The 23,467-nt window shown below is 55.7% G+C and carries 25 protein-coding genes and 3 tRNA genes; 12 read left to right on the forward strand and 16 right to left on the reverse strand.

Annotated features, from left to right (window positions below; translation table 11 throughout):
* Together hpaE and hpaG are read right to left on the reverse strand one after the other, a co-directional pair.
* Entirely contained in the window at positions 1 to 1,467 is a 1,467-nt protein-coding gene (gene hpaE / locus C3406_RS15930) for a 5-carboxymethyl-2-hydroxymuconate semialdehyde dehydrogenase (protein ID WP_103823156.1), read from the reverse strand.
* A complete protein-coding gene (gene hpaG / locus C3406_RS15935) occupies positions 1,467 to 2,741 on the reverse strand; it encodes a 4-hydroxyphenylacetate degradation bifunctional isomerase/decarboxylase (protein ID WP_103823157.1) in 1,275 nt (424 codons plus the stop codon). Before hpaG ends, hpaE begins: the two co-directional genes overlap by 1 nt.
* A gap of 272 nt (positions 2,742 to 3,013) precedes the next feature.
* On the opposite strand from hpaG, the gene hpaR reads away from it, so the two are divergent.
* Positions 3,014 to 3,454, forward strand: coding sequence for a homoprotocatechuate degradation operon regulator HpaR (gene hpaR, locus C3406_RS15940; protein WP_103178148.1), 441 nt, complete (start codon positions 3,014 to 3,016; stop codon positions 3,452 to 3,454).
* Between the two features lie 85 nt (positions 3,455 to 3,539).
* The gene (gene tsr, locus C3406_RS15945) at positions 3,540 to 5,204 is read left to right on the forward strand and encodes a methyl-accepting chemotaxis protein (protein WP_103823158.1); all 1,665 of its coding nucleotides are present in this window, start codon (positions 3,540 to 3,542) and stop codon (positions 5,202 to 5,204) included.
* Between the two features lie 117 nt (positions 5,205 to 5,321).
* Here the strand turns inward: tsr and opgB are convergent, their stop codons facing one another.
* The 8 genes from opgB to C3406_RS15985 form a co-directional block, all read right to left on the reverse strand.
* Positions 5,322 to 7,613: a phosphatidylglycerol--membrane-oligosaccharide glycerophosphotransferase gene (opgB, locus tag C3406_RS15950; RefSeq protein ID WP_103823320.1), complete on the reverse strand. Its 2,292-nt coding sequence runs from the start codon at positions 7,611 to 7,613 to the stop codon at positions 5,322 to 5,324.
* A gap of 215 nt (positions 7,614 to 7,828) precedes the next feature.
* Positions 7,829 to 8,338, reverse strand: a complete 510-nt coding sequence (locus C3406_RS15955; RefSeq protein ID WP_103823159.1) for a YjjA family protein — start codon at positions 8,336 to 8,338, stop codon at positions 7,829 to 7,831.
* Positions 8,339 to 8,421: 83 nt separating this feature from the next.
* Positions 8,422 to 9,159: a replicative helicase loader DnaC gene (dnaC, locus tag C3406_RS15960; RefSeq protein ID WP_103823160.1), complete on the reverse strand. Its 738-nt coding sequence runs from the start codon at positions 9,157 to 9,159 to the stop codon at positions 8,422 to 8,424.
* Positions 9,156 to 9,701 (reverse strand): primosomal protein DnaT, encoded by a 546-nt coding sequence (gene dnaT / locus C3406_RS15965; protein ID WP_103823161.1) that lies wholly within the window; start codon positions 9,699 to 9,701, stop codon positions 9,156 to 9,158. Before dnaT ends, dnaC begins: the two co-directional genes overlap by 4 nt.
* Before the next feature lie 105 nt (positions 9,702 to 9,806).
* The gene (locus C3406_RS15970) at positions 9,807 to 10,235 is read right to left on the reverse strand and encodes an organic hydroperoxide resistance protein (RefSeq protein WP_103823162.1); all 429 of its coding nucleotides are present in this window, start codon (positions 10,233 to 10,235) and stop codon (positions 9,807 to 9,809) included.
* Between the two features lie 30 nt (positions 10,236 to 10,265).
* Complete coding sequence (locus C3406_RS15975) at positions 10,266 to 10,907, reverse strand: TetR/AcrR family transcriptional regulator (RefSeq protein WP_103823163.1); 642 nt, start codon at positions 10,905 to 10,907, stop codon at positions 10,266 to 10,268.
* A gap of 66 nt (positions 10,908 to 10,973) precedes the next feature.
* Complete coding sequence (locus C3406_RS15980; RefSeq protein WP_103823164.1) at positions 10,974 to 11,447, reverse strand: threonine/serine exporter; 474 nt, start codon at positions 11,445 to 11,447, stop codon at positions 10,974 to 10,976.
* Entirely contained in the window at positions 11,438 to 12,214 is a 777-nt protein-coding gene (locus C3406_RS15985; protein ID WP_103823165.1) for a threonine/serine exporter family protein, read from the reverse strand. Before C3406_RS15985 ends, C3406_RS15980 begins: the two co-directional genes overlap by 10 nt.
* A gap of 435 nt (positions 12,215 to 12,649) precedes the next feature.
* Here C3406_RS15985 and C3406_RS15990 point away from each other — a divergent pair, with 435 nt between their 5' ends.
* Complete coding sequence (locus tag C3406_RS15990) at positions 12,650 to 13,381, forward strand: helix-turn-helix transcriptional regulator (protein ID WP_103823321.1); 732 nt, start codon at positions 12,650 to 12,652, stop codon at positions 13,379 to 13,381.
* Complete coding sequence (gene bglJ / locus C3406_RS15995; protein ID WP_103823166.1) at positions 13,381 to 14,016, forward strand: DNA-binding transcriptional activator BglJ; 636 nt, start codon at positions 13,381 to 13,383, stop codon at positions 14,014 to 14,016. The genes C3406_RS15990 and bglJ overlap by 1 nt, the downstream gene beginning before the upstream one ends.
* Before the next feature lie 42 nt (positions 14,017 to 14,058).
* Here the strand turns inward: bglJ and C3406_RS16000 are convergent, their stop codons facing one another.
* Positions 14,059 to 14,517 carry a YbaK/EbsC family protein gene (locus C3406_RS16000; RefSeq protein WP_103823167.1) on the reverse strand — a complete coding sequence of 153 codons (459 nt, stop codon included), beginning with the start codon at positions 14,515 to 14,517 and terminating at the stop codon, positions 14,059 to 14,061.
* A 327-nt stretch (positions 14,518 to 14,844) separates the two neighbouring features.
* Here C3406_RS16000 and C3406_RS16005 point away from each other — a divergent pair, with 327 nt between their 5' ends.
* Positions 14,845 to 16,188 (forward strand): PTS sugar transporter subunit IIC, encoded by a 1,344-nt coding sequence (locus C3406_RS16005; protein ID WP_103823168.1) that lies wholly within the window; start codon positions 14,845 to 14,847, stop codon positions 16,186 to 16,188.
* 55 nt (positions 16,189 to 16,243) lie between these two features.
* On the opposite strand, the gene fhuF is transcribed toward C3406_RS16005, so the two are convergent.
* Entirely contained in the window at positions 16,244 to 17,032 is a 789-nt protein-coding gene (gene fhuF / locus C3406_RS16010; RefSeq protein ID WP_103823169.1) for a siderophore-iron reductase FhuF, read from the reverse strand.
* 156 nt (positions 17,033 to 17,188) lie between these two features.
* On the opposite strand from fhuF, the gene C3406_RS16015 reads away from it, so the two are divergent.
* On the forward strand, positions 17,189 to 17,419 hold the full coding sequence (locus tag C3406_RS16015) for a DUF1435 domain-containing protein (protein ID WP_103178163.1): 231 nt from the start codon (positions 17,189 to 17,191) through the stop codon (positions 17,417 to 17,419).
* Between the two features lie 39 nt (positions 17,420 to 17,458).
* Here C3406_RS16015 and C3406_RS16020 read toward each other — a convergent pair.
* The 4 genes from C3406_RS16020 to rsmC all read right to left on the reverse strand — a co-directional run bounded on the left by C3406_RS16020 (position 17,459) and on the right by rsmC (position 18,948).
* Positions 17,459 to 17,544, reverse strand: a tRNA-Leu gene (locus tag C3406_RS16020).
* A gap of 31 nt (positions 17,545 to 17,575) precedes the next feature.
* Positions 17,576 to 17,662, reverse strand: a tRNA-Leu gene (locus C3406_RS16025).
* Positions 17,663 to 17,691: 29 nt separating this feature from the next.
* A tRNA-Leu gene (locus tag C3406_RS16030) sits at positions 17,692 to 17,778 on the reverse strand.
* Between the two features lie 141 nt (positions 17,779 to 17,919).
* Positions 17,920 to 18,948, reverse strand: coding sequence for a 16S rRNA (guanine(1207)-N(2))-methyltransferase RsmC (rsmC, locus tag C3406_RS16035; protein WP_103823170.1), 1,029 nt, complete (start codon positions 18,946 to 18,948; stop codon positions 17,920 to 17,922).
* Between the two features lie 102 nt (positions 18,949 to 19,050).
* Here rsmC and C3406_RS16040 point away from each other — a divergent pair, with 102 nt between their 5' ends.
* The 6 genes from C3406_RS16040 (at position 19,051) to C3406_RS16065 (ending at position 23,461) form a co-directional block, all read left to right on the forward strand.
* A complete protein-coding gene (locus tag C3406_RS16040) occupies positions 19,051 to 19,464 on the forward strand; it encodes a DNA polymerase III subunit psi (protein WP_103823171.1) in 414 nt (137 codons plus the stop codon).
* Positions 19,433 to 19,876, forward strand: a complete 444-nt coding sequence (rimI, locus tag C3406_RS16045; RefSeq protein ID WP_103178166.1) for a ribosomal protein S18-alanine N-acetyltransferase — start codon at positions 19,433 to 19,435, stop codon at positions 19,874 to 19,876. Before C3406_RS16040 ends, rimI begins: the two co-directional genes overlap by 32 nt.
* Before the next feature lie 17 nt (positions 19,877 to 19,893).
* Positions 19,894 to 20,571 (forward strand): pyrimidine 5'-nucleotidase, encoded by a 678-nt coding sequence (gene yjjG / locus C3406_RS16050; protein WP_103823172.1) that lies wholly within the window; start codon positions 19,894 to 19,896, stop codon positions 20,569 to 20,571.
* Between the two features lie 90 nt (positions 20,572 to 20,661).
* Positions 20,662 to 22,251, forward strand: coding sequence for a peptide chain release factor 3 (gene prfC, locus C3406_RS16055; RefSeq protein ID WP_103178168.1), 1,590 nt, complete (start codon positions 20,662 to 20,664; stop codon positions 22,249 to 22,251).
* A gap of 304 nt (positions 22,252 to 22,555) precedes the next feature.
* A complete protein-coding gene (osmY, locus tag C3406_RS16060; protein ID WP_103178169.1) occupies positions 22,556 to 23,173 on the forward strand; it encodes a molecular chaperone OsmY in 618 nt (205 codons plus the stop codon).
* A 126-nt stretch (positions 23,174 to 23,299) separates the two neighbouring features.
* Entirely contained in the window at positions 23,300 to 23,461 is a 162-nt protein-coding gene (locus C3406_RS16065) for a DUF1328 domain-containing protein (protein ID WP_002887716.1), read from the forward strand.
* Positions 23,462 to 23,467: the final 6 nt, after the last annotated feature.

Here is a 23,467-nt window from a genome sequence, read left to right on the forward strand (position 1 = left end):
TCATACCCCCCACTTCGGGATCGGGTGGTCGCCCATGGAGATGCAGACGTTCTTCATCTCCGCGAAGACTTCAAAGCTGTATTCGCCCCCTTCGCGCCCGGTGCCGGAGGCCTTCACGCCGCCAAACGGCTGGCGCAGGTCGCGCACGTTCTGGGTGTTCACAAACACCATGCCCGCCTCGATGTTGCGCGCCAGGCGCAGCACCTTGCTGACATCCTGGGTCCAGATGTAGGACGCGAGACCGTACTCCACGTCGTTCGCCAGACGCAGCCCTTCCGCTTCGTCCTTAAACGGCAGCAGGCAGGCCACCGGGCCGAAGATCTCCTCCTGCGCCACGCGCATGCGGTTATCGACATCCGCCAGCACGGTCGTGCGCAGGAAGTTGCCGCCTTTCAGGTGGGCAGGCAGATCGGTTGGTTTGTCCGGGCCACCCGCCAGCAGGGTTGCACCCTCTTCAATGCCGAGGCGGATATAGCCGGAGACTTTCTCCCAGTGCTGCTGGCTGATGAGAGCCCCGATCTGGGTGTTCGGATCGGTCGGATCGCCCACCCGCAGGCGGTTGGCGCGCTCGGCGAAGCGTTTGACGAATTCCGGGTAGATGCTCTGCTGGATAAAGATGCGCGAGCCTGCGGTGCAGCGTTCGCCGTTGATGGAGAAGATGGTGAACAGGGCGGCATCCAGGGCGCGTTCGATGTCGGCATCTTCAAACACCAGCACCGGCGATTTGCCCCCCAGCTCCATGGAGTATTTTTTCAGCCCGGCGCTCTGCATGATGCGCCGTCCGGTGGCAGTGCCGCCGGTGAACGACACGGCCCGCACGTCATGATGGCGCACCAGCGCGTCGCCTGCCGTCGCACCGTAGCCCTGCACCACGTTCAGCACCCCCGCCGGAATACCCGCCTCCAGCGCCAGCTCGCCTAAGCGGTCAGCGGTGAGCGGCGACAGCTCGGACATCTTCAGCACCGCGGTGTTACCCAGCGCCAGGCAGGGGGCGACCTTCCAGGTAGCGGTCATAAAGGGCACGTTCCATGGCGAGACCAGGGCGCAGACGCCCACCGGTTGCACGAGGGTGTAATTGAGCATCTTGTCGTCGACCGGGTAGGTTTTGCCGTTCATCTGCTGGCACATCTCGGCGAAGAATTCGAAGTTGTGCGAGGCGCGCGGGATCAGCACGTTTTTAGTCTGGTGGATCGGCAGGCCGGTGTCGGCAGTCTCCATCGCGGCAATTTCCGGCACGTTCTGGTCGATCAGATCGCCCAGGCGACGCATCAGGCGCGCGCGCTCCTTCATCGGCAGGTTGGCCCATTTCGGGAAGGCTTCTTTGGCGGCGGCGACGGCCTGATGAATTTCCGCTTCTCCGCCGGAGGCGACTTCTGCCAGCACCTCGCCGGAGGCCGGGTTGGTGGTGTGGAAATAGTCGTTACCCGCGACGTTTTTACCGTTGATCCAGTGGTTAATCTTTTTCATTATTTGGCCTCCTCGCTGACAATCCGGTTGACCAGACGGCCAACGCCTTCCACTTCCACCACCACTTCATCCCCCGGGCGCACGTCGGCGAGCCCTTTCGGCGTGCCGGTGGCGATCATGTCCCCCGGCTGCAGGGTCATAAACTCACTTAAGTACGCAATCAGGAACGGGATGCTGAAGATCAGATCGGCCGTGGTCCCTTGCTGGCGCAGCTCGCCATTGACGAAGGTGCGCAGGGTTAAGTTATGCGGGTCAGGAATGGCCGCTTTTGGCACGATGTTGGGGCTGATGGGGGTTAACCCGTCGCGGCTTTTGACCCGCAGGTTGGGGCGATAGTAGTTTTCCAGGTAGTCGCGGATGGCGTAGTCGTTGCAGACCGTATAGCCCGCGACATAGGCCATCGCCTCGGCTTCGCTGACCTTACGCGCGGTTTTGCCGATCACCACCACCAGCTCCGCTTCGTAGTGCATGTACTCAACGTTGTCCGGACGCACCGAAGTCTGGTTGTCACCGTTAAAGGTGTTCGGCGCTTTGATAAACACCAGTGGCTCGGTGGGGGGCTTGAAGTCCAGCTCGCTGGCGTGATCGGCGTAGTTCAGGCCGAGGGCAAACAGCGTGGGGTGAGGGTTTGCACCCTGAGCGATGGCGACGTCGCGTTCATTGACAACCGGGTTTTCCAGCGTCGGGAAGCCTTCCGCCAGAATGCGCACGCGGTCGCCTGGCTGGAGCGGCACGCGCGAGTGCGGAGTGCCGAGCAGAATCGCGTCGCCGGGGTTGAGCGTTGCAAACTCACTCAGGGCGCTCAGCAGTTCAGCGGCGTTACGCTGCAAATCGGCGGTGTTCCAGTGGTCTGCTTCGCGGCCGTTGATCTCGGTGATGATGGTCAGGTTATCCACGTTGTCGACGGCGGCGAGTTCACCCAGCGGGCAAAAGCCGTCCCGGCATTTGGCTTTGATCGCCGGGCGGTAGAAGCTCTTTTCCGGCAGGCTTACCTCGTTTGCCAGCGCGTACCCGGCAATGTGGTCGGCGGCCTCTTCCGGGCTGACTTTGCTCGCGGTCTTGCCGACAATCAGCGCCACCGTGGCACCGCTCAGAACCTGTTCCCCTTCAGGATGCGGGATGGCATCACCGGCGCGGATCAGGGTATTGCGCGGTTTAATAAACCAGACGGCGGTTTTCGGTGGCGTGTTGTATGGGGGCTGGTTAAATGCGTCACGCCAGGCGTCAAGCTGGCTGCGGTGATTGAGTGCCACCGCGAAAACAGTACCTTTCATCACTTTCTCCTCTGGCCCGGTTTACGGGTTTTGAGTTCATTAATATGTTAATGATTAGGTTTTAGCCCCTCGATGTGTGTTTGGCAAACAGAAGTGAATATTTTGTGATAGTGATAACAATAAATTTACATTTACGATATATTAATTATATATATCAGTAAGTTAATATTTTAATGTGATATCTGTTAGACTTTTCAGTCGCGCCGCTGGTGCGCAGAGAGAGCGTTATGCATTGATTGTTTCGTTATTAATGATGTTGAGGTGGGGGCGCCATGCACGATTCGTTAACTATTGCACTACTCCAGGCGCGGGAAACCGCGATGACCTTTTTTCGCCCGATTATCAAGCAGCAGAATCTGACGGAGCAGCAGTGGCGGATCGTGCGCGTGCTGGCGGAACATCCGTCGATGGATTTTCATGACCTGGCCTTCCGCACCTGTATTCTGCGCCCGAGCCTGACCGGGATCCTGACGCGTATGGAGCGCGACGGGCTGGTGCTGCGCTTAAAGCCGCTCAACGACCAGCGCAAGCTCTATGTCTCCCTCACCAAAGAGGGGAACGCCCTGTATGAACGCGCCCAGGCGCAGGTGGAAGAGGCCTATCAGCAGATTGAGGCGCGGTACACACCGGAGAAAATGCAGCAGCTGACGGCCCTGCTACAGGAGTTTATTGCGCTGGGCGATGGGCAGGTTAACAGCCAGGAAGAGGAGTAGATCGCTGCGGTCATTAACACAATTTCCGTAAAGTTTTCCCATTCCAGGCCGAAAATTCTGTACCTGTCTGGTGGAATGAGAAATCATGTTAAATCGTATCAAAATTGTTACTAGCTTATTGCTGGTATTAGTTATTTTTGGCTTATTACAGCTAACATCCGGTGGCCTTTTCTTTAATGCCCTGAAGCATGACAAAGAAAATTTCACCGTCCTGCAAACCATTCGTCAGCAACAGTCCACGCTTAACAGCAGCTGGGTAGCGTTGCTGCAAACCCGTAACACCCTGAACCGCGCGGGCATCCGCTACATGATGGATCAGAACAACATCGGTAGCGGTGCCACCGTGAACGATCTGATGCAGATTGCTGCTGCTTCACTGAAGCAGGCGGAAAAAAGCTGGGCGGAGTACGAAGCCCTGCCGCGTGACCCGCGTCAGAGTGAAGGCGCCGCGCTGGAAATCAAACGTAACTACGATATCTATCATGGTGCGCTGGCCGAACTGATCCAGCTGCTGGGCGCAGGCAAGATCAATGAGTTCTTCGATCAGCCGACCCAGAGCTATCAGGATGGCTTTGAGAAGCAGTACGTTAACTATCTGCAGCAGAACGATCATCTGTATCAGACCGCCGTGGACGACAGTAACAGCTCTTACAGCCAGGCCCTCTGGATCCTGCTCAGCGTGCTGATCCTGGTGCTGGTGGTGATTGTCGGCGTGTGGCTGGGTATCCGTCACGCCCTGATCTCTCCGCTGAACCGTCTGACCGACAGCATTCGTCATATCGCCGGCGGCGATCTGGTGAAACGCATCGAAGTGGAAGGTTCTAACGAGATGGGCCAGCTGGCCGATACGCTGCGTCACATGCAGGCTGAACTGATGCGTACCGTCGGCGACGTGCGTAATGGCGCTAACGCCATCTACAGCGGCGCGAGCGAAATCTCCATGGGTAACAACGATCTCTCCTCCCGTACCGAGCAGCAGGCGGCCTCGCTGGAAGAGACCGCAGCCAGCATGGAAGAGCTGACCGCCACCGTGAAGCAGAACGCCGAGAACGCCCGTCAGGCGAGCCATCTGGCGCTGAGCGCATCCGAAACCGCGCAGAAAGGCGGCAAAGTGGTGGATAACGTGGTGCAAACCATGCGTGACATCGCCGGAAGTTCCCAGAAGATTGCTGACATCATCAGCGTGATCGACGGTATTGCCTTCCAGACCAACATCCTGGCGCTGAACGCGGCGGTAGAAGCGGCGCGTGCCGGTGAGCAGGGTCGTGGCTTTGCGGTGGTAGCGGGTGAAGTCCGTAACCTGGCCCAGCGCAGCGCCCAGGCGGCACGTGAGATCAAGAGCCTGATTGAAGACTCCGTGGGTCGCGTCGAAGTGGGTTCCACGCTGGTGGAAAGCGCCGGTGAGACCATGGGTGAAATCGTCAGCGCGGTGACCCGCGTGACCGACATCATGGGTGAGATCGCCTCAGCCTCTGACGAGCAAAGCCGCGGGATCGACCAGGTGGGTCTGGCGGTGGCCGAGATGGATCGCGTCACCCAGCAGAACGCCTCGCTGGTGCAGGAATCTGCGGCGGCAGCGGCGGCACTGGAAGAGCAGGCGAGCCGTCTGACTCAGGCGGTGGCGGTGTTCCGCATTCAGCAGGAGCAGCAGAAAGCCCATTCACACGCGGCGGTGAAAACCGTGATGTCGCCGGTGACGACGCGCAAAGCGGCCGTTACCGACAGCGGTGACAACTGGGAAACCTTCTGATGTAAAAAAGCGCCCTGTTCAGGCAGGGCGCTTTTTATGCCCGGCGGCGCTTGGCTTGCACGGGCCTACGATTTCCCATGCCGGGTAAGCGCAGCGCTACCCGGCACTCTCCTTCGATTACCCTTCCGCGTTCACCACTTTGATCTCCACCATGCCGATCCCCAGCTGGCGCGGAGAGTGGCCGAGAATATTCCCCTCGTTAGTGGACTCCGGTGCAGGCGGAACAATCACCAGCGTGCTGCTGTGCGACGGGTTGTCGAAATGCAGCGTCGTGGTAGTAACCTCATTCCCCAGCGTCAGGGTCTGCTCTTTATCGCCAATGCGTACCGGAATCGGTTTGTTGGCGTTCGGCCCCCAGGCTTTGGCGGTGATCACCAGATCGAATTTCGCCGGCAGCGGCTGGTTGTATTCGATCTTCACTTCATCACCCAGTTGGGCGTTGGACCAGCGTCCCCAGGATTCCGGGCGCGAAATGCCACTGAACTTCTTCACCTCTTCGGGCGCACCGGCCACGTTAAAGACGAAGCTGTCAGCCTTGTAGCGAATGTCGTTGTCGGACACCTTGAGCATATCGACGTTGCGCTGGTAGCGATCGGTGCTGATCACCGTATCTTTAAAGGCCGTTTTGCCCTTCCACTGCGCTTTATCGACATGCTGCACGGTCTGCTCGCCGCCTAACTGGCCCTGAGAAACACACCAGTCGGTAGAGAGCGCCAGCGGTTGCGACCAGAGCTGACCCATCTTGTAGCAGCGGTCAACCCAGACGAAGTTATCCCGCGGGGCAAAGTCCGCCAGCTGGTAGCGCAGCGGAGCGGAGTATTCGCTTTCCGGCAGCGGTTCGACCCGCTTATCGGAAACGCGCAGCAGCAGCGGCAGGCGGAAGTGGCTGCCGGAGAAGGCCATCATATTTTTCTGGCTGTCGATGGTGAACTCTTTCAGCTCTTTCGGGAAATTCCACAGGCGAATGACGTCCGGTTTCCACGCCAGCACTTTTTCCTTCATGTTGAGGAACACTTCAGACAGCGACTGCCCGGAGAGGCTGCTGCGGCCCAGGCCGATAAAATTATCCCCGCCGAGGATATCCAGCACCGTTGCGCCGTTATCCATGGTGTTGCGCTTCACGGCCATCACCTCCTGCTGCGGCTTATCGCCACGCAGGATAAAGAACAGGTTGCTGCGGTCGTGTTTGTTCAGCGCATCCCAGGCGGTGTTTTTCATCGCCAGATGATCGGAGGAAACCACGATCACCGTGTTTTTGAAGTACGGCGAGGCTTTGATTTTTTCGATCAGCGCCGCAATGTGCTCCTGGCTACAGCCCACCGCGCTGAAGGATTGATTGGGTTTGCCCTCAAGGGCATAGCTCTTGCGCTGGCAGGTACGGGAGATAAAGCCATCCGGGTGGTGCGTATCCACCGTCAGGGCAAACAGCGAGAAGCGTTTGCCGGACTGTGACAGCGCCTCGAATTTTTTCCAGGTTTCATCCAGCACCGTATCGTCATAGAAACCCCAGTCGTTACGGTAGGTCGGATCCGCGACGGTGGTTTTTAACTCTTCTGCACCGTACAGATGGTCAAAACCGTGGGACTTCAGGAATACATCTTTCCCGGCGAAACGCAGGTTGGCACCCTGCATGAAATAGTTCTCGTACCCGGAGTTTTTCAGGATATCGCCGAGACAGATATTCTGCGGGAAGAAGCTCGAGACCGAGGCCGAGGCGTTGCCTTCAAACGGGGCGAACAGCGGGATGCCACACTGGGAGGCGACCATGCCTGCGATGGTGTAATCGGTGCCGGGCAGCTGCGCGGTGTGGCTAAAATCGATCCCCTCATTTTTGATAGCACCCAGCTCCGGCGCGAGATCCGGGAAGGCGTCATTATCAAAGTAGGTGCGCTCCAGGCTCTCGCCATAGATATAGACCAGGTTGAGTTTCGGGTTCGGAATGGTTTTACCCGGCTCTTTGTAATAGGCCGCAAAGTCGGGATCGCCATCGCGGGATTGGGATTTCACCAGCTCGGTGATCTGGTGAAACGCCGGGCTGGCATCCACCGAGGCGAGGGCCAACACCAGCGCCAGCAGGCTGTAGCCGAGGTGATGCGGATGATGGCGACGGCGGCGCAGGATCCAGCCCAGCAGGCCAAATACCGCCACCAGCGCAACCACCACGCCAATACCAGGAAGTATGTACTTACTAACCCCGGCACCGGTCAGACTGTTGGTCAGGGTATAGAGGACGGCATCGTTAATGCCATCGCCGGTAAAGTAGTCACTGGCGTAGAGAGTAATGTTCAGTACGACAAACAGCCCCAGCACCAGAAGGGTGACGGCAAACCACCACGTGTTACGACCCGCTTTGCGGGAATAGATAACAACCGAGGCGATAAACAGGGCAATAGAAATGAACTCTGACAACAGCTTATCCTCAACAAAGGCATCCGCCGATCGGCGGATTAACTGTTTAATTTTTGGGTGATCCAATGTAATGGCGATGCCATCAAGCTGCAATTGTAGTGTCACGCAATTGTGCTGTTGTTAGGATTTGGTTTAGAAAATCGAATGTTTGACGGGCGTCGCTTTCTGCGGGGAAGGGGAGAAACGCCGCGGCAGTCGTCGCGGCGTATCGGAGATTAAGAGATAAAGCTCATGCCCTGTTTCAGGACAAAATCACAGGCCTGGGCTTTGACCTTCTTCGCCAGCGGCGAGTTGCCGATGGTTTCCAGATTCAGCTGCTCACCGTTATTGGCATTCAGCAGACCCTGGATCCCTTCCAGATAGTTGGTGTCCTGCTGCTGCTCTTCCTGGGTGTCGAGACCCAGCTTACCCAGCACCTGATTTTTAATGTTGGTGGCGTCGGTCATCGAAGCCAGCTTCTCTTTCGCGCAGTACTCGAGGATCCCGGCCGCGTTATTCATGTTGCTGGCAGAGAGCGACTGGCCGCCATTGTTGAGCAGACCGGTGAGCGAGGAGAGGGAGAGGCCACCGTTCTGGGACGTTGTGGCGGTGCTGTTGCTGCTACTGCCCGCGCTGAGCTGGCTGGCGGCACTGTTAAGCGTATCCTGCCAGGAAGAGGCCGCCTGGGCTGCACCCGTCATCAGGAGGGCGCTGACTGCGGCGCTAAGAAGAAAATGTGTTTTCATAAGACCTACTCTGTCGATTGCCCGCCGGGGCGGAGTGGCAGCCAGTATAAACCTCGCGACAGCGCAGAACTTGGGTAAATATCCTAATACTCTTTACCGGTAACGCGGCTGCGATAGCTTTCCCAGTCAAAAATCACATACAGGCTGTTACCGAGTTTCATGCGATCCATCACCCGCTCGCCCAGCAGACGGGTCATCTCTTCAACGTTATGGTTGGTCAGCATGCCGGTCGGGCGCTTGGAGGAGGAGCGACGATCGACAATCTGGTTGATGATCACTTTTTCATAGCGCGATTCGGTCTGCACGCCGATTTCGTCGATCACCAGCAGATCGACGTTACTCAGATCGTTCAACAGCTGTTCTTCGCTGGTTTCCCGGTTGCTGAAGGTATCTTTCATCGCCGACATGATGTCTGCAACCGTGATGATCAGCACCGATTTACCGCGCAGCAGCAGCTCGTTGCAGATGGCCGCCGCGAGATGGTTTTTGCCGGTGCCCGGCTTGCCGCTGAAGATAAAGCTGGCGATGTTGCCGTCGAACTCTTCTACGTACTGGCGCGCCTGTTGCAGCGCCTGGAGTTGTCCCTGGGTCTCGACGTTGTAGTTGTCGAAGGAGCAGTTCTGATGCAGAGGACGAATGCCGGAGCGGTTAAAGGTGCGCTGCATCTTCATGGCGCGGTTCTCCCGTGCCAGCGCCGCCGCGCGGATTTTACCCTGCTCTTTTTGCCACGCCAGCAGCTCTTCACCGGTGGTAAAGGCCGGTTTGACGTTAGCGGGCATGATCTTCTGCAGACGTTTCATCAGTTCGCCGAACTCTTTCATTTGGCACCTCGGAATCCGTGGGGGATCTGTTTATCCGGTTCTGAAAAGGTATTCACATCGCGTCTGGCCTGGTTGCCGCTGCTGGCCCGGTTGATCTGTACGCTGCGCGCCAGCTTTTGCTGCCACTGAATATGATGGAAGACTTTCCCTTCCGCCTGCCAGTACGCGGTAAAGGCGGCCAGCTCTTCCGGGGCGACGGGCTGGGTGAGGGCAATGCCCCACAGCGCCGCCTGACGCTGGAAGTCGGGATCCGGCTGCCAGCCGTTATACATGGCGAATTTGCCCATCGGCACTGCCACCGGCGCGCTGGTGGGTTCCTCGAAGAATTGGGTATCCAGAGTGACGTCACTGGCCGGGCGCGACAGGCGCGCTTCCAGCTCCAGCAGCTCGGCCAGACGCTGCGGCGTGATGGCGTAAAAAGCCGGTGCATTGTCGGCGAAAACGGCGACAGTACCGCCTTGCGCCCTGGACAGCACGCCGCGGGGATCGTGCATAAAGGCATCAATGCCAGTGACGCTGGTGGTCAGGATTCTGGAGGACATAATACTTCTCTACTGAGTTACTGCGGACGAGATATGGGCTTATGGTAGCACAGAGAGGAGGGGGCAGGCAGGGGTCTGAAACCCGCTCCCTGACCCCCTGAAAAATCAGGAGATAATATTCAGCGTCACATCGATATTGTTGCGGGTGGCGTTAGAGTACGGGCAGACAATGTGCGCCGCATCCACCAGCTTTTTCGCCTCATCGGCGTCCATTCCCGGCAGGTGAATATTCAGTTTCGCTTCAATGCCAAACCCGGTTGGCAGCGGCCCGATCCCCACTTCGCCCTCAATAAAGGCGTCCTGCGGCATAGTGATTTTGTCGCGGTTAGCCACAAATTTCATGGCGCCGAGAAAACAGGCTGAGTAGCCCGCCGCGAACAGTTGTTCCGGGTTGGTCACTTCACCGCCCGCGCCGCCCATCTCTTTGGGGACGCCCAGTTTGACATCCAGTACGCCGTCGGACGAAGTGGCGCGGCCATCACGGCCTCCGGTGGCTTTGGCTTTGGCGGTATAGACAACTTTTTCTAAAGACATGGTGGGTTCCTTATCTCAGGGTTGTTTGCGCTAAGGACAGGTATAACGCAAGGCAACCTGAACCGCCATTTTTCGATAGTGTTGCCGCTGGGCCTGCTCATCGGCGCCATCCTCAAACAGCAGGGTGAAGGTGTAGCTGTTAGCCACATAGTGAAAGCTGAAACTGCTGATGAGGCGGTGCAGATCCCGGGCGTTCACCGTCTGGTTAAAGAGTTGCTTCTCTTTGCCGCGTTTGAGGATGGTTTCCAGCAGATCCAGCGCGCTGCGGTTCACCTGGCGCAGCAAGGCCGACTGCTGCATAAACCGGCCCCGCTGCATGTTCTCCATACAGATAATGCGAATGTAGTCCGGATGGTCGGCGTGATAGTCAAAGGTGGTTTCCACCAGCTGTACCAGCGCTTCTACGGGCGGTATTGCATCCAGACTGAGCTGCTTTTCACTGGCGCGGATCTGCGTGTAGACATATTCCAGCACCAGCAGATAGAGGTTCTCTTTGGTCTTAAAGTGATACACCACCATCCGTTTGGTGGTGCCCGCTTTCTCGGCGATCTGCTCCATGCGTGCGCCGTTAAGCCCGTACTCGGCAAACAGCGAGAGGGCGCTGAGGAAGATTTTGTCTTTCAGGCGGGAGCCGTCGCCGTTTTCCGCGTTTTCGCTGCCGGGGTTAGACACATCTGCTCCTTACTTAGCCACATGAGAGCAGAGGATTATCACCACGGCAGCGGGAGAACACAACTCTCAAACCCGGGGGCGTTTGCGGTAGAGCCACAGGCCGGGGATCGACAACCCGATTGAGAGGGCGCCGACGATGGACGAGGCTTTCAGGAAGTTGGTCAGCAGCATGATCATCTGCGCTTCGCTGTAGCCAAAGTGGCTAATTTTCACCGCCGAAATCATCGCGGTATAGGCAGAGATGCCCGGAAACATCGGAATCACCGCCGCAACGGTAAAGACCTTCGGATGGGCCAGATACCAGCGCGACCACTGGATCCCAATGCTGCCCACCAGCATCGAGGCCATAAAGGTCGACCATTCGATATTCAGCCCGGCGGTCATCATCGTCATGCGTGAGCCGTGGCCAATAGCCCCCAGCAGCGCGCACCACGGCAGGGCGCGATGGGGAACGTTAAACACCATAGCAAAGCCCACTGCCGGAATGGCCGAAAGCATCATGTCCTGGGCCAGCGCCCAGAGAAAATCGATTACGCCCATCCGCGAAGCCCCCATAACGTCATGGCCATCACCACCCCAATACAGGTGGCGAGGGTGAGTAAACTGGCTATCGCCCAGCGGGCAAGGCCGGTATTGATGTGACCTTTGAACATATCGGCCACGGCATTAATCAGCGGAAAGCCCGGCACTAGCAGCAGTACGCTGGCGGCCATGGCGATGGTCGGGGTGGTGGCAAAGCCTGGCAGCCGCAGCAGCAGGCCGGAGACCGTGGTGGCGACAAAGGCGGTGATGCAGAAGTTAATTTGTGGGTGCAGATGCCGGCCTGTCAGCACCTGACGCACGTACATGGCGAGGGTGCTGGCGATAAAGGTCACCATCGCGCCGTCCCAGCCGCCGTTGTTAAGTTTGCAGAAGCAGGCGCAGGAGAGACCCACCATCAGCGCCACCAGCCAGCGTGGATAGCGCAGCGGCTTGATCTGGCTGAAGCGTTTTTCGACGCCCTGCGCATCCAGCAGCTTGTGTTCCGCCATGATCACAATGTGTTGCACCTCGGTGACGACGTGCATGTTGATCCCACGATCGTGGTTTTTACGCGTTGAGGTCAGACACTGGCCCGCTTTAATGGTGGTCAGCACAATCGCGTTAGAGGAGATGGAGCTCTCTACGCTGTCCATCCCCAGGGCCAGCCCCAGTCGGGTAGAGAGCTCCTCGACCAGGGCGCTTTCGGCGCCGTGTTGCAATAAAAAAAGGCCGCACTGAATACACAGTCGCGTAACGGCGCGTTGTGAGGATTGATCTGCCTGCATCTGTTGCCCTGAGGAGAGAGTGACGAGTGGATAGCCGGAATGTCTACTTTTAGCACACAACCCGGTGGCGTTTGCTCTGGGCCAGATCAAGGTTTAAGCAGATTAGTACTGTAAACAGGTATTACGTTCAGCTGATTAATTATTAATTTCTATGCATTTTATATTTACATATTTATTTAATTTATATTTAGAATATCTAATTTGCTCTTTTTAAAAATATCGCGCGCCAGGGGTTAACATTGCGGCGTTATTTTGCGATATTAATGCCGTTTTGGCGGTGTATACATTTGTGATGCTGATTCTTATCGCAATCTCATTTCGTTCAGCTAATAGAAAAGGAAAGACATTACATTTTTACGTCGCCCTGTTAGACAAACAGGTATTTCAATTGGATGAAAGACGTGGAATGAACGTATGAATGGATTCGGAGCGAAAATGCCGTCATTGATCTGTAAGAGTGTAATAATAATTGGAAAGTCACCCATAATGCAGACCGGCCTCGGCAGCATTATGTCTCGCTATTTCCCGGACTACGATCGTTCATACTGTCGGACCCATGAAGAGCTGACGCTTCTTCAATTGCGTCGTGCAGGCGTGGTCATCGTTGATATTTCAGATGAACAGCGTAATTCGCGTAATATTTGCAATCAGTATCACGTATTACAAAATCAGTATCGGGATATTCACTGGATATTTTTGGTTTCTCGGGCAATTTACCCCCTCGCTGTTGAGCACTTAATGCGTCCAGAAAGCACGTTGCTATCCAACATGGAGCCCATCGAAAGCGTGGTTAAGGCTATCCGGGCGGGTAGTGAAAACGCTGAACGTATTAGCCAGACGCTATTAATCCCCGATCCAGATGATTTATATGACAATCAGGACGAAGTCATGTTGACCTTCTCGGAGCGTAAAGTATTACGCTTACTGGGAAAAGGTTGGGGTATTAATCAAATCGCCGCATTGCTGAAAAAGAGTAATAAAACGGTAAGCGCGCAAAAAAACAGTGCCATGAGAAGACTTGCTTTAACGAGTAATGCCGAAATGTACGCGTGGATTAACAGCACTAAGGGAATGAAAGAGCTGAGTTTATTCTCTGCCTATGGAGAGCAAGACGAATGGAAAAGAGCGCGCCAAAAAGACATATCGCTATCGTCGAAAAGTGCATGATGAGTGCTATGGGGCTGAAGCATCTTTTTGCCAGTCCCTCACTTAAAGGTTATGAAGTTCACCTTTTTAATAATATTAATAGTTTCCAGTCATCACTTAGTTTTGTTCCATACACGTCGTTAATTTATTCACTCTCGGATGAGCGGGAAGAACGGCGTAATTGCCTGGTCTGTATTAAGGAAGTGGCCACCACTTACGGCATGATTCAGCGAATTGTGCTCGCATCAGATGAGGCAGAAGCGAGCCTGATTAATCAGCTTTCGCCGTCACGCCTGCATGGCGTCATTCTCAAATCTGAGCCGCTCGCCGAACTGCAGGAGCAACTCAGCAAAATATTGAGTGAGAACCGACGGGTCAATGACAGTCACAATAACCACTGGAATATCCATCGTGGGAGACTGCTGAGCCCAACCGAACGCGCCATTTTGCAGTTTATGTCGTGCGGCTTCTCCATCCCGGAAATCGCCACCCGGCTCGATCGCAACATCAAAACCATTCGTGCGCATAAATTTAATGCCATGATTAAGCTCGGTGTGCGTTCCGACGTGGGATTACTGCACGCGGCGGACATCCTGACGCATTTTCCCGTCCCGGATCCCCGCAACTCGCGCTTCATGTCCCAGCACTTTTCATAGCCCATGCGAAAGTCTGCGCCAGAACGGTTTCTGGCGCGGGACTTACAGGCAAACGTCTACCCATGTCGCCTGAGTGAGTTCGGCCATTCTTTCCGGAGAAATACGCACCGCGCTGTGGATCGCCCCGGCAGCGGGCAGCACTTCCGCATACTGTTTTAGCGAGATGTCACAATAGACCGCCAGCGGCGTTTCCAGTCCGAAAGGGCAGACGCCACCCACAGGATGCCCTGTGATTGTCACCACCTCGTCACTGCTCAGCATCCTGGCCTTTGCGCCAAACGTCTGCTTCAGCTTTTTGTTATCAAGACGCGCATCGCCTTTAGCGACCACGAGGATCACCTCATCTTTAATTTTTAGCGACAGCGTTTTCGCTATCTGACCCGGGGCGACGTTGTGGGCCTCGGCAGCCAGCGCAACGGTAGCGGTACTCTGACCCAGTTCGATGACTTCAACATCCGGGGCGTGGTCAGCAAAAAACTGGCGCACAGACTGCAAACTCATTGTTTCCTCCAGAAAATACTCTGTGTAGTCGGTCATAAGAAATTATGCTCTGTAAATATTTACCAGGTCACACACTTCTTATATCAGCGATTTCTGGATCCTCTTCACAATCACGGAAACCGGTTACAGTAACCGGTTGCAGACCATGATATGGAGATTAATACTGATTACGTCACTTCCCCTGTATCCAATAATAAGAGTCGATTATGAAACCTATCCGTTTGAGCAGTACCGCTGGTAAGCGAACCAGCAAGGTGGTGAAAGTGGTATATGGAACACCGTGCGGCGTCACAGCGCCCGAAACGATCGTCTGACAGGAGAGCCGTTATGTCTGCCAACCATGCTGCGTTTAACCTGATATTCCGATTTGTTGAAAACTATGTCAGCCCCATTGCCGGACGCATCTCCTCCCAGCGTCACGTGATGGCGATCCGCGACGGCTTTATCTCCGCGATGCCGTTTATGATTGTTGGCTCGTTCTTATTAGTGTTTGCTTACCCGCCGTTTTCGCCGGACACCACATGGGGCTTTGCCCGCGCCTGGCTGGATATGGCAAAACAGTTTGAAGGCCAGATCCTCACCCCCTTCGATATGACGATGGGCGTGATGTCCCTCTATATCTGTGCCGCTATCGCCTACAACCTCGGCAAGCACTACGTTAAGTCGCATCAGCTCGACCCCTTCATGTGCGCCATGCTGTCGCTGATGGCCTTCCTGCTGATCGCCGCGCCAAAAACTAAAGGCGCATTGCCGGTGGATAGCCTCGGTGGGACGGGGATCTTCACCGCCATTCTGGTGGCAATCTACTGTGTGGAGATGATGCGTTTTCTGAAGGCACACAACATTGGTATTCGCCTGCCCGACCAGGTGCCGCCGATGATCAAGAACTCCTTCGATCTGCTGATCCCGGTGCTGGTGGTGGTGCTCACCCTCTATCCGCTGAGCCTGCTTATTCAGTCGCAGTTTGGCATGCTGATCCCGCAGGCGATCATGGCCATCTTTAAGCCGCTGGTGGCAGCGGCGGACTCGCTGCCGGCGATCCTGTTGGCGGTGCTGATTGGTCATTTGCTGTGGTTTGCAGGTATCCACGGGGCGGCGATTGTCTCCGGGATGTTGCAGATGTTCTGGCTCACCAACCTGGGGATGAACCAGACCGCGCTGGCGCAAAGCGCGCCGCTGCCGCACATCTTTATGGAGGCGTTCTGGACCTTTTTCATTGTGATTGGCGGCTCCGGGGCGACGATGGGGCTGGTGTTCTGCTATCTGCGTAGCCGTTCGGCGCACCTGCGTTCTATTGGACGTCTGAGCGTGGTGCCGAGTATTTTCAACATCAACGAACCGGTCATCTTCGGGACGCCTATCGTGATGAACCCGGTGTTCTTTATCCCGTTCCTGCTGGCGCCAATGGTCAACGCGGTGCTGGCGTGGGCGGCGATGAAGCTGGATCTGATTGGTCGCGTGATTTCGGTGGTTCCTTGGACCGCTCCTGCGCCGGTGGGGGCTGCCTGGGCGCTGGGCTGGGATTTCCGTGCGGCGATCCTGGTCCTGCTGTTAGCGATGGTTTCCGCCATCATCTACTACCCGTTCTTTAAGGTCTACGAGAAGCAGCTGCTGGCGCAGGAGGCCGAAGAGGCCCAGCGTGCAGAAGAAGAAAGTCAGCAGGTCGCGTAATAAAAGCAAAACGGCAACCCTCGGGTTGCCGTTTTCATCTATTGGACCTGACAAACTACTTCAGCGTGCAATCGCCGCACTGCTGAACGTCCGGCAGGCGATAGCGCTGACAGCAGGTACGACGCACCAGCAGGCCGTCGCGTGGAACAACGGTGCGGTAAAGCGGGTTGTCACGCCCATCGGAGAGCTGGCGGGCAAAGAAAATCGCCTGACGCAGCGCGTCCACTTTCTCATCCCCCAACAGGGGTTTCATTTCGGTCAGATACCAGTGAATTAAATAGCCGGTATTGCTCCAGATAAGTTTGCCGTTGATCTCACCCGTCGCTTCCAGCACGTCAACCACCGGGACCAGGGCGCGCGTCACCAGCATTTCCATACGCTGCTGGGGCGACAGCGAGGTTGCCTTGCTGTCTTCCTGAACGTCGATCCAGAAGCAGGCTGCGCGTCCGGTTTCGTGAAATTCAACGTGGAAATGTTCCGGGGAAATATCCAGCGCCACATCCTGGGTCAGCAGGGCCAGCATCATCGGTGGGACCATCAGCCCGATATACCACTGTGCCCACAGCGACAGCAGCGGCTTGTTTTCCCGCGCCATCGTGGGCTGGTTGCGGTAGATATGATCGGAGTAGGTCGCCAGTAATGACTGCAGTTCGGCAGGACGCTGCCACTGCGCCAGCGTCATGGCGTGATGAGGATGGGGTTCATCCAGCTTGATGACATCCAGCAGATAGGCACGCGTCTGACCGATAGCGTCACGCATCGCGTCCGCAAGCCCTGAAGGCCCGGCCGACAGCGGCGTTTGCCAGATAATATTCTCAACAGCGTGTGCGGAACGTGTGGCCATAAGTTAGCTGGATAAAAATCTAAATGATAATGATTGCCAATCCTAACTATAGATAAAACCGTGCGCAAGGCTTTTTACACATCCGGCCTTAACGCTGACAAATGAGAAAATCTATCATATGATATTGGTTATCATTATCGATTTGAGAGACGAATCATGTTGAGCAGAGCGTTGGGAAGTGGATGGGGCGTGATACTGCCGGGGATGGTCATGGCCGGGCTGGCGTGTACCGATCTGTCGTTAGCGGTCTGGAAAGTGATTATCGCGTCGGGCTTGCTGATTTCATCCGCCATGATCTGGCATAAACAACTGCGGCATTTCGTGCTGCTGCCATCATGTGTTGCGCTGATTGCGGGAATGTGGGTGCTGGTAATGAATCTGAACTAACGGGAAAAGAAGAGAGAAAAGCAGGAGAGATAAGATAATTGGTGCGAGGGGGGGGACTCGAACCCCCACATCCTAAGGACACTAACACCTGAAGCTAGCGCGTCTACCAATTCCGCCACCTTCGCACAGTCATCTTATTTTTTGATATCGCCTCGTTGGTGCGAGGGGGGGGACTCGAACCCCCACATCCGTAAGGACACTAACACCTGAAGCTAGCGCGTCTACCAATTCCGCCACCTTCGCCCAGTGCGAGCAATATCAATCATGGTTATTGGTGCGAGGGGGGGGACTCGAACCCCCACATCCGTAAGGACACTAACACCTGAAGCTAGCGCGTCTACCAATTCCGCCACCTTCGCAGACCATCGATACAGTAAAAGTATCGTAACCACGGAGGCGCATTCTAGATGTTTTCAGCTTTTCGTCAACAGATAATTGTGCGGGAGCTATTATTTGCTGCAAAAATGGCCTGAACGGGCGGCTCAGGCCAGCGGGAGACGTTACTTCTTCGCCTGGCGGGTCATGATGGCGCGGTAGATCTTAAAGCGGCCAGTTTGCGCCAGTACTTCGTGAAAGCCGAAGACTTCATCCAGCACTTTCGGGTACGGCAGGAAGGCGTTCGCCACGATTCGCAGCTCACCGCCGCTGTTCAGATGGCGTACCGCGGTACGAATCAAGGTCTGCGCGGCTTCGAGGCTGGTTTCCACACCGTCATGGAATGGCGGGTTGGAGATAATCATATCGAAACGGCCGGTAACATCGGAAAGCACGTTAGAGGCGAACACCTCGCCCTCGATGCCGTTGGCCGCAAGGGTCGCGCGGCTGGCTTCGATGGCGGATGCGCCCACATCGGTGAGGGTTAAACGCACTTTCGGCGAGTGGCTTGCGAGGACCGCGGAGAGCACGCCTGCGCCACAGCCGACATCCAGCACTTTACCTTTGGTGTGCGGCGTAAAGGTGGAGAGCAGCAGCTGGCTGCCCACGTCCAGACCGTCGCGGCTGAAGACGCCCGGAAGGGTTTTGATGGTCAGGCCATCCAGCTGATATTCACCCCAGTATTTTTCCGCGTCGAAGGTCGGTTTTTTGTCCAGACGGCCATGGTACAGGCCGCAGCGACGGGCGCTGTCGACTTTGTTCAGCGTGACGTACTCCGCCAGCATCTGCTCGGCGCTGCGCACGCCGCTGCGGTTTTCACCGATCACGAAGATATCGCAACCCACCGGCAGGAGGGAGAGCAGGTTCATCAGCTGGAACTGGGCTTCGGGTTTGTTCTTCGGCCAGTAGTAGATCAGCGTATCGCAGTCGGCCACGTCGCTCTGCTCAGCCACCAGGCTGAAACGGACGCGCTCACCCATCTGACGGCTCAGGACCTGCCAGTGGTGATACTGCTGGGTGTGCGCACGGCTGTCGGCGCACTCGAAACGGGCAGGCAGGTCATCCTGCATATCTCCGGCAAACAGAATACGGCTTTGTTCGAAATCATCACTGTGACGCAGCAAGACTTCACTTGCCGGGGTAAATGCAGACATGAATTGTTCCTCAATAAACACAGGGGGGGATTATAGTAGGTAGATGGCGCAGATTCGACACATTTGCTATATTTGCGCGCCTGACAGACAGGAGTTTTCGCAATGGCATCCCGACGAGACAGGCAACTACAGCAACTGGGCATCACCCAGTGGGCGCTGCGCCGCCCGGCGGCCTTGCAGGGCGAAATCGCTATCTCGCTCCCGGCGCATATTCGTCTGGTGATGGTGGCGCAGAGCCTGCCCGCCCTCAGTGAGCCGGTGATCGCCGACGTACTTCGGGCGCTGAGGCTGAGTGCTGATCAGGTGCTGCAGCTGACGCCTGATCGCGTGGCCATGCTGCCCGAGGGCAGCCGCTGCAACAGCTGGCAGCTTGGCGTAAGAGAAGAGATTGCTCTGGAGGGGGCGAGTATGGCCTCTCCGGCGCTGGACGAACTTAACGTAAACCCGGCGGCACGTCGCGCGCTGTGGCAACAAATCTGCGAACATGAACACAATTTCTTCCCTCACGACGACTGATTTAGCGCAGGCTTTTGAGATCGAAAAACGCGCCCACGCCTTTCCGTGGAGTGAAAAAACCTTTGCCAGCAACCAGGGTGAGCGTTACCTGAACTATCGGCTGGATGTCGATAACCAGCTGGCGGCATTTGCCATCACGCAGGTCGTTCTGGATGAAGCGACGCTGTTTAACATCGCTGTGGATCCTGCTTTCCAGCGCCGTGGGCTGGGCAGAGAACTGCTGGAACATTTAATTCGCGAGCTGGAAGCACGAGACGTGTTCACGCTGTGGCTGGAAGTACGGGCCTCGAACGTCGCCGCCATCGCACTCTATGAAAGCCTGGGCTTTAACGAGGCGACGATCCGCCGTAACTATTACCCCACCGCAGAAGGACGTGAAGACGCCATCATCATGGCTCTGCCGCTTGGATAACTAAAAAGGTTGTAACAATGAACTGGGACTGGATTTTCTTTGACGCCGATGAAACGCTGTTTACCTTCGATTCGTACGGCGGCTTACAGCGGATGTTTCTCGACTACAGCGTGACCTTTACTGCTGAAGATTTCCAGGCTTACCAGATGGTGAATAAACCGTTGTGGGTGGATTACCAGAACGGGGCGATCACCGCGTTACAGCTGCAGCACCAGCGTTTTCAGGGGTGGTCGGAGCGCCTGAACGTTCCGCCAGGCGATCTGAACGACGCCTTCCTTAATGCAATGGCTGAAATCTGCGCCCCGCTGCCGGGCGCCGCGTCGCTGCTCCCCTCCCTGAAAGGCAAGGCGAAGCTCGGGATCATTACCAACGGCTTTACCGCGCTCCAGCAGATCCGCCTTGAGCGGACCGGTTTCCGTGACTACTTTGATTTATTAGTGATTTCAGAACAGGTGGGCGTGGCGAAACCGGCCCCGCAAATCTTTGATTATGCGCTGGCCCAGGCCGGAAACCCTGATCGGGCGAAAGTGCTGATGGTGGGGGATACGGCGGAGTCGGATATCCTTGGTGGGATGAACGCCGGGCTCTCCACCTGCTGGCTGAACGCGCACAACCGCACCCTGCCGGAGGGGATCACTCCGACCTGGACCGTGACCTCCCTGAGCGAACTGGAGCAACTCCTGTGTAAACATTGATTGCCTGCCCCCCATTGATGGGTAAAATAGCCGCATTTTCGTATTCATGATGCGCGGCTCGCTGCCGCGCTTTTTAAAGAAGATTGAATTATGACGTTGTCTCCTTATCTGCAAGAGGTGGCGAAACGCCGTACTTTTGCCATTATCTCTCACCCGGATGCCGGTAAAACCACCATCACCGAAAAGGTGCTGCTGTTCGGACAGGCGATCCAGACCGCCGGTACGGTAAAAGGCCGTGGCTCCAGCCAGCATGCAAAATCGGACTGGATGGAGATGGAAAAGCAGCGTGGGATCTCGATTACCACCTCCGTAATGCAGTTCCCGTATCACGACTGCCTGGTGAACCTGCTCGATACCCCGGGGCACGAAGACTTCTCCGAAGATACTTACCGTACCCTGACGGCGGTGGACTGCTGTCTGATGGTGATCGATGCCGCAAAAGGCGTTGAGGATCGTACCCGTAAGCTGATGGAAGTTACCCGTCTGCGCGACACGCCGATCCTCACCTTCATGAACAAACTCGACCGTGACATCCGCGATCCGATGGAGGTGATGGATGAGGTGGAGCGTGAGCTGAAGATCGCCTGTGCGCCAATCACCTGGCCAATTGGCTGCGGTAAGCTGTTTAAAGGCGTTTATCATCTCTACAAAGATGAAACCTACCTCTACCAGAGCGGTAAAGGTCACACCATTCAGGAAGTGCGCGTCGTTAAAGGGCTGGATAACCCGGATCTGGACGCGGCTGTCGGCGAAGAGCTGGCAGAACAGCTGCGTGAAGAACTGGAGTTGGTTAAAGGTGCTTCCCACGAATTTGATAAAGAGCTGTTCCTGAGCGGTGAAATCACGCCGGTCTTCTTTGGTACCGCGCTGGGTAACTTTGGCGTGGACCATATGCTGGACGGTCTGGTGGAATGGGCGCCGCAACCGATGCCGCGTAATACCGACTCCCGTGAAGTGGTTGCCAGCGAAGAGAAGTTCACCGGCTTCGTCTTTAAGATTCAGGCCAACATGGACCCGAAACACCGCGACCGCGTAGCGTTTATGCGTGTGGTATCCGGTAAATATGAAAAAGGCATGAAGCTGCGCCAGGTACGTACCGGTAAAGATGTGGTGATCTCCGACGCGCTGACCTTTATGGCCGGTGACCGTTCCCACGTGGAAGAGGCGTATCCGGGCGACATCATTGGCCTGCATAACCACGGCACCATCCAGATTGGCGACACCTTTACTCAGGGTGAGATGATGAAGTTCACCGGTATTCCGAACTTCGCACCGGAGCTGTTCCGTCGTATCCGCCTGAAAGATCCGCTGAAGCAGAAACAGCTGCTGAAAGGGCTGGTTCAGCTGTCGGAAGAGGGGGCAGTGCAGGTATTCCGTCCTATCGCCAATAACGATCTGATTGTCGGCGCCGTGGGCGTGCTGCAGTTTGACGTGGTGGTTGCCCGTCTGAAGAGCGAGTACAACGTTGAAGCGATTTACGAATCGGTCAACGTGGCGACGGCGCGCTGGGTAGAGTGTTCTGACGTGAAGAAATTCGAAGAGTTCAAGCGTAAGAACGAGGTTCAGCTGGCGCTCGATGGCGGTGATAACCTCACCTATATTGCCCCAACCATGGTTAACCTGAACCTGGCGCACGAACGTTATCCGGATATTCAGTTCCGCAAAACCCGCGAGCATTAATCCCTTCCCGGAGCACGGCAGCCGCCGTGCTCTGCTTAAATCCCTGCCTTATTAATCCCTTGCGGAATGTTCTTAATTCAACGACTTTTGCTGCTTATTGCTCATTTTTTGCCCAATTCTGAAAGCGGACCTGTGAGAGTGATCTATATTTAACTCAGTGTTTAACACCGGGCGCAGATGAAAGTTTCATTCAATGCGTGTTGATAAGATTCTCATCTCGCCCGAGTGTTGATTGGTAGTACTAAAGACTACTTGCACGTGATGTTTGACGCTCGAATTCGGAGCAAACCACAGGAATACATCGATGAATACTAAAAAACTGAAGATTTCGAAAACTCTGCTGGCGGTAATGATGGGTAGTGCTCTGGTATGCGGTTCTGCAATGGCAGAAACCACCGCAACGGATAAAGCGCAATCCACCGCGAACACCGCAGGGGAAAAAATCGATAACTCTATGAATAAAGTCGGTAACTTCATGGATGACAGCTCTATCACAGCAAAAGTAAAAGCTGCACTGGTAGATGCTGATGACATTAAAAGCACCGATATCTCTGTAGAAACCGATAAAAACGTCGTCACGCTGAGTGGCTTCGTTGAAAGCCAGGCGCAGGCTGAAAAAGCGGTCTCCGTGGCGAAAGGCATTGAAGGCGTAAAATCTGTCAGCGATAAACTGCATGTTCGTGATGGCAAGGAACAGTCTGCTAAAGGCTATGCCGGTGACGCTGCGACTACCAGCGAAATCAAAGCGAAACTGCTTGCCGATGACATCGTCCCTTCACGTAATGTGAAAGTGGAAACTACCGACGGTGTGGTACAGCTCAGCGGTGAAGTAGAGTCTAAAGCACAGAGCGACCGTGCTGAAAGTATCGCTAAAGCCATTGATGGTGTGAAAAGCGTTAAAAACGATCTGAAAGTGAAATAAAACTCCAAAATTCGTCTTTCTGGCTGAGGCCAGAAGGCGAGATAAGAATTACACATGTAGATATCGCCGTGAGCAACCTGAGCGCTCACCATGCGGTCGACATTAACTATGGTAAAGGAGAGTCATATGTTTCGTTGGGGCATCATTTTTCTGGTTATCGCGTTAATTGCCGCCGCTCTGGGTTTTGGTGGACTGGCGGGTACCGCGGCGGGCGCGGCGAAAATTGTCTTCGTCGTCGGTATTATCCTGTTCCTGGTAAGCCTGTTCACCGGACGTCGTCGTCCATAGCTCAGG

It is taken from the genome of Leclercia sp. LSNIH8, from assembly GCF_002920195.1.
In the GTDB taxonomy this organism is placed as follows: domain Bacteria; phylum Pseudomonadota; class Gammaproteobacteria; order Enterobacterales; family Enterobacteriaceae; genus Enterobacter.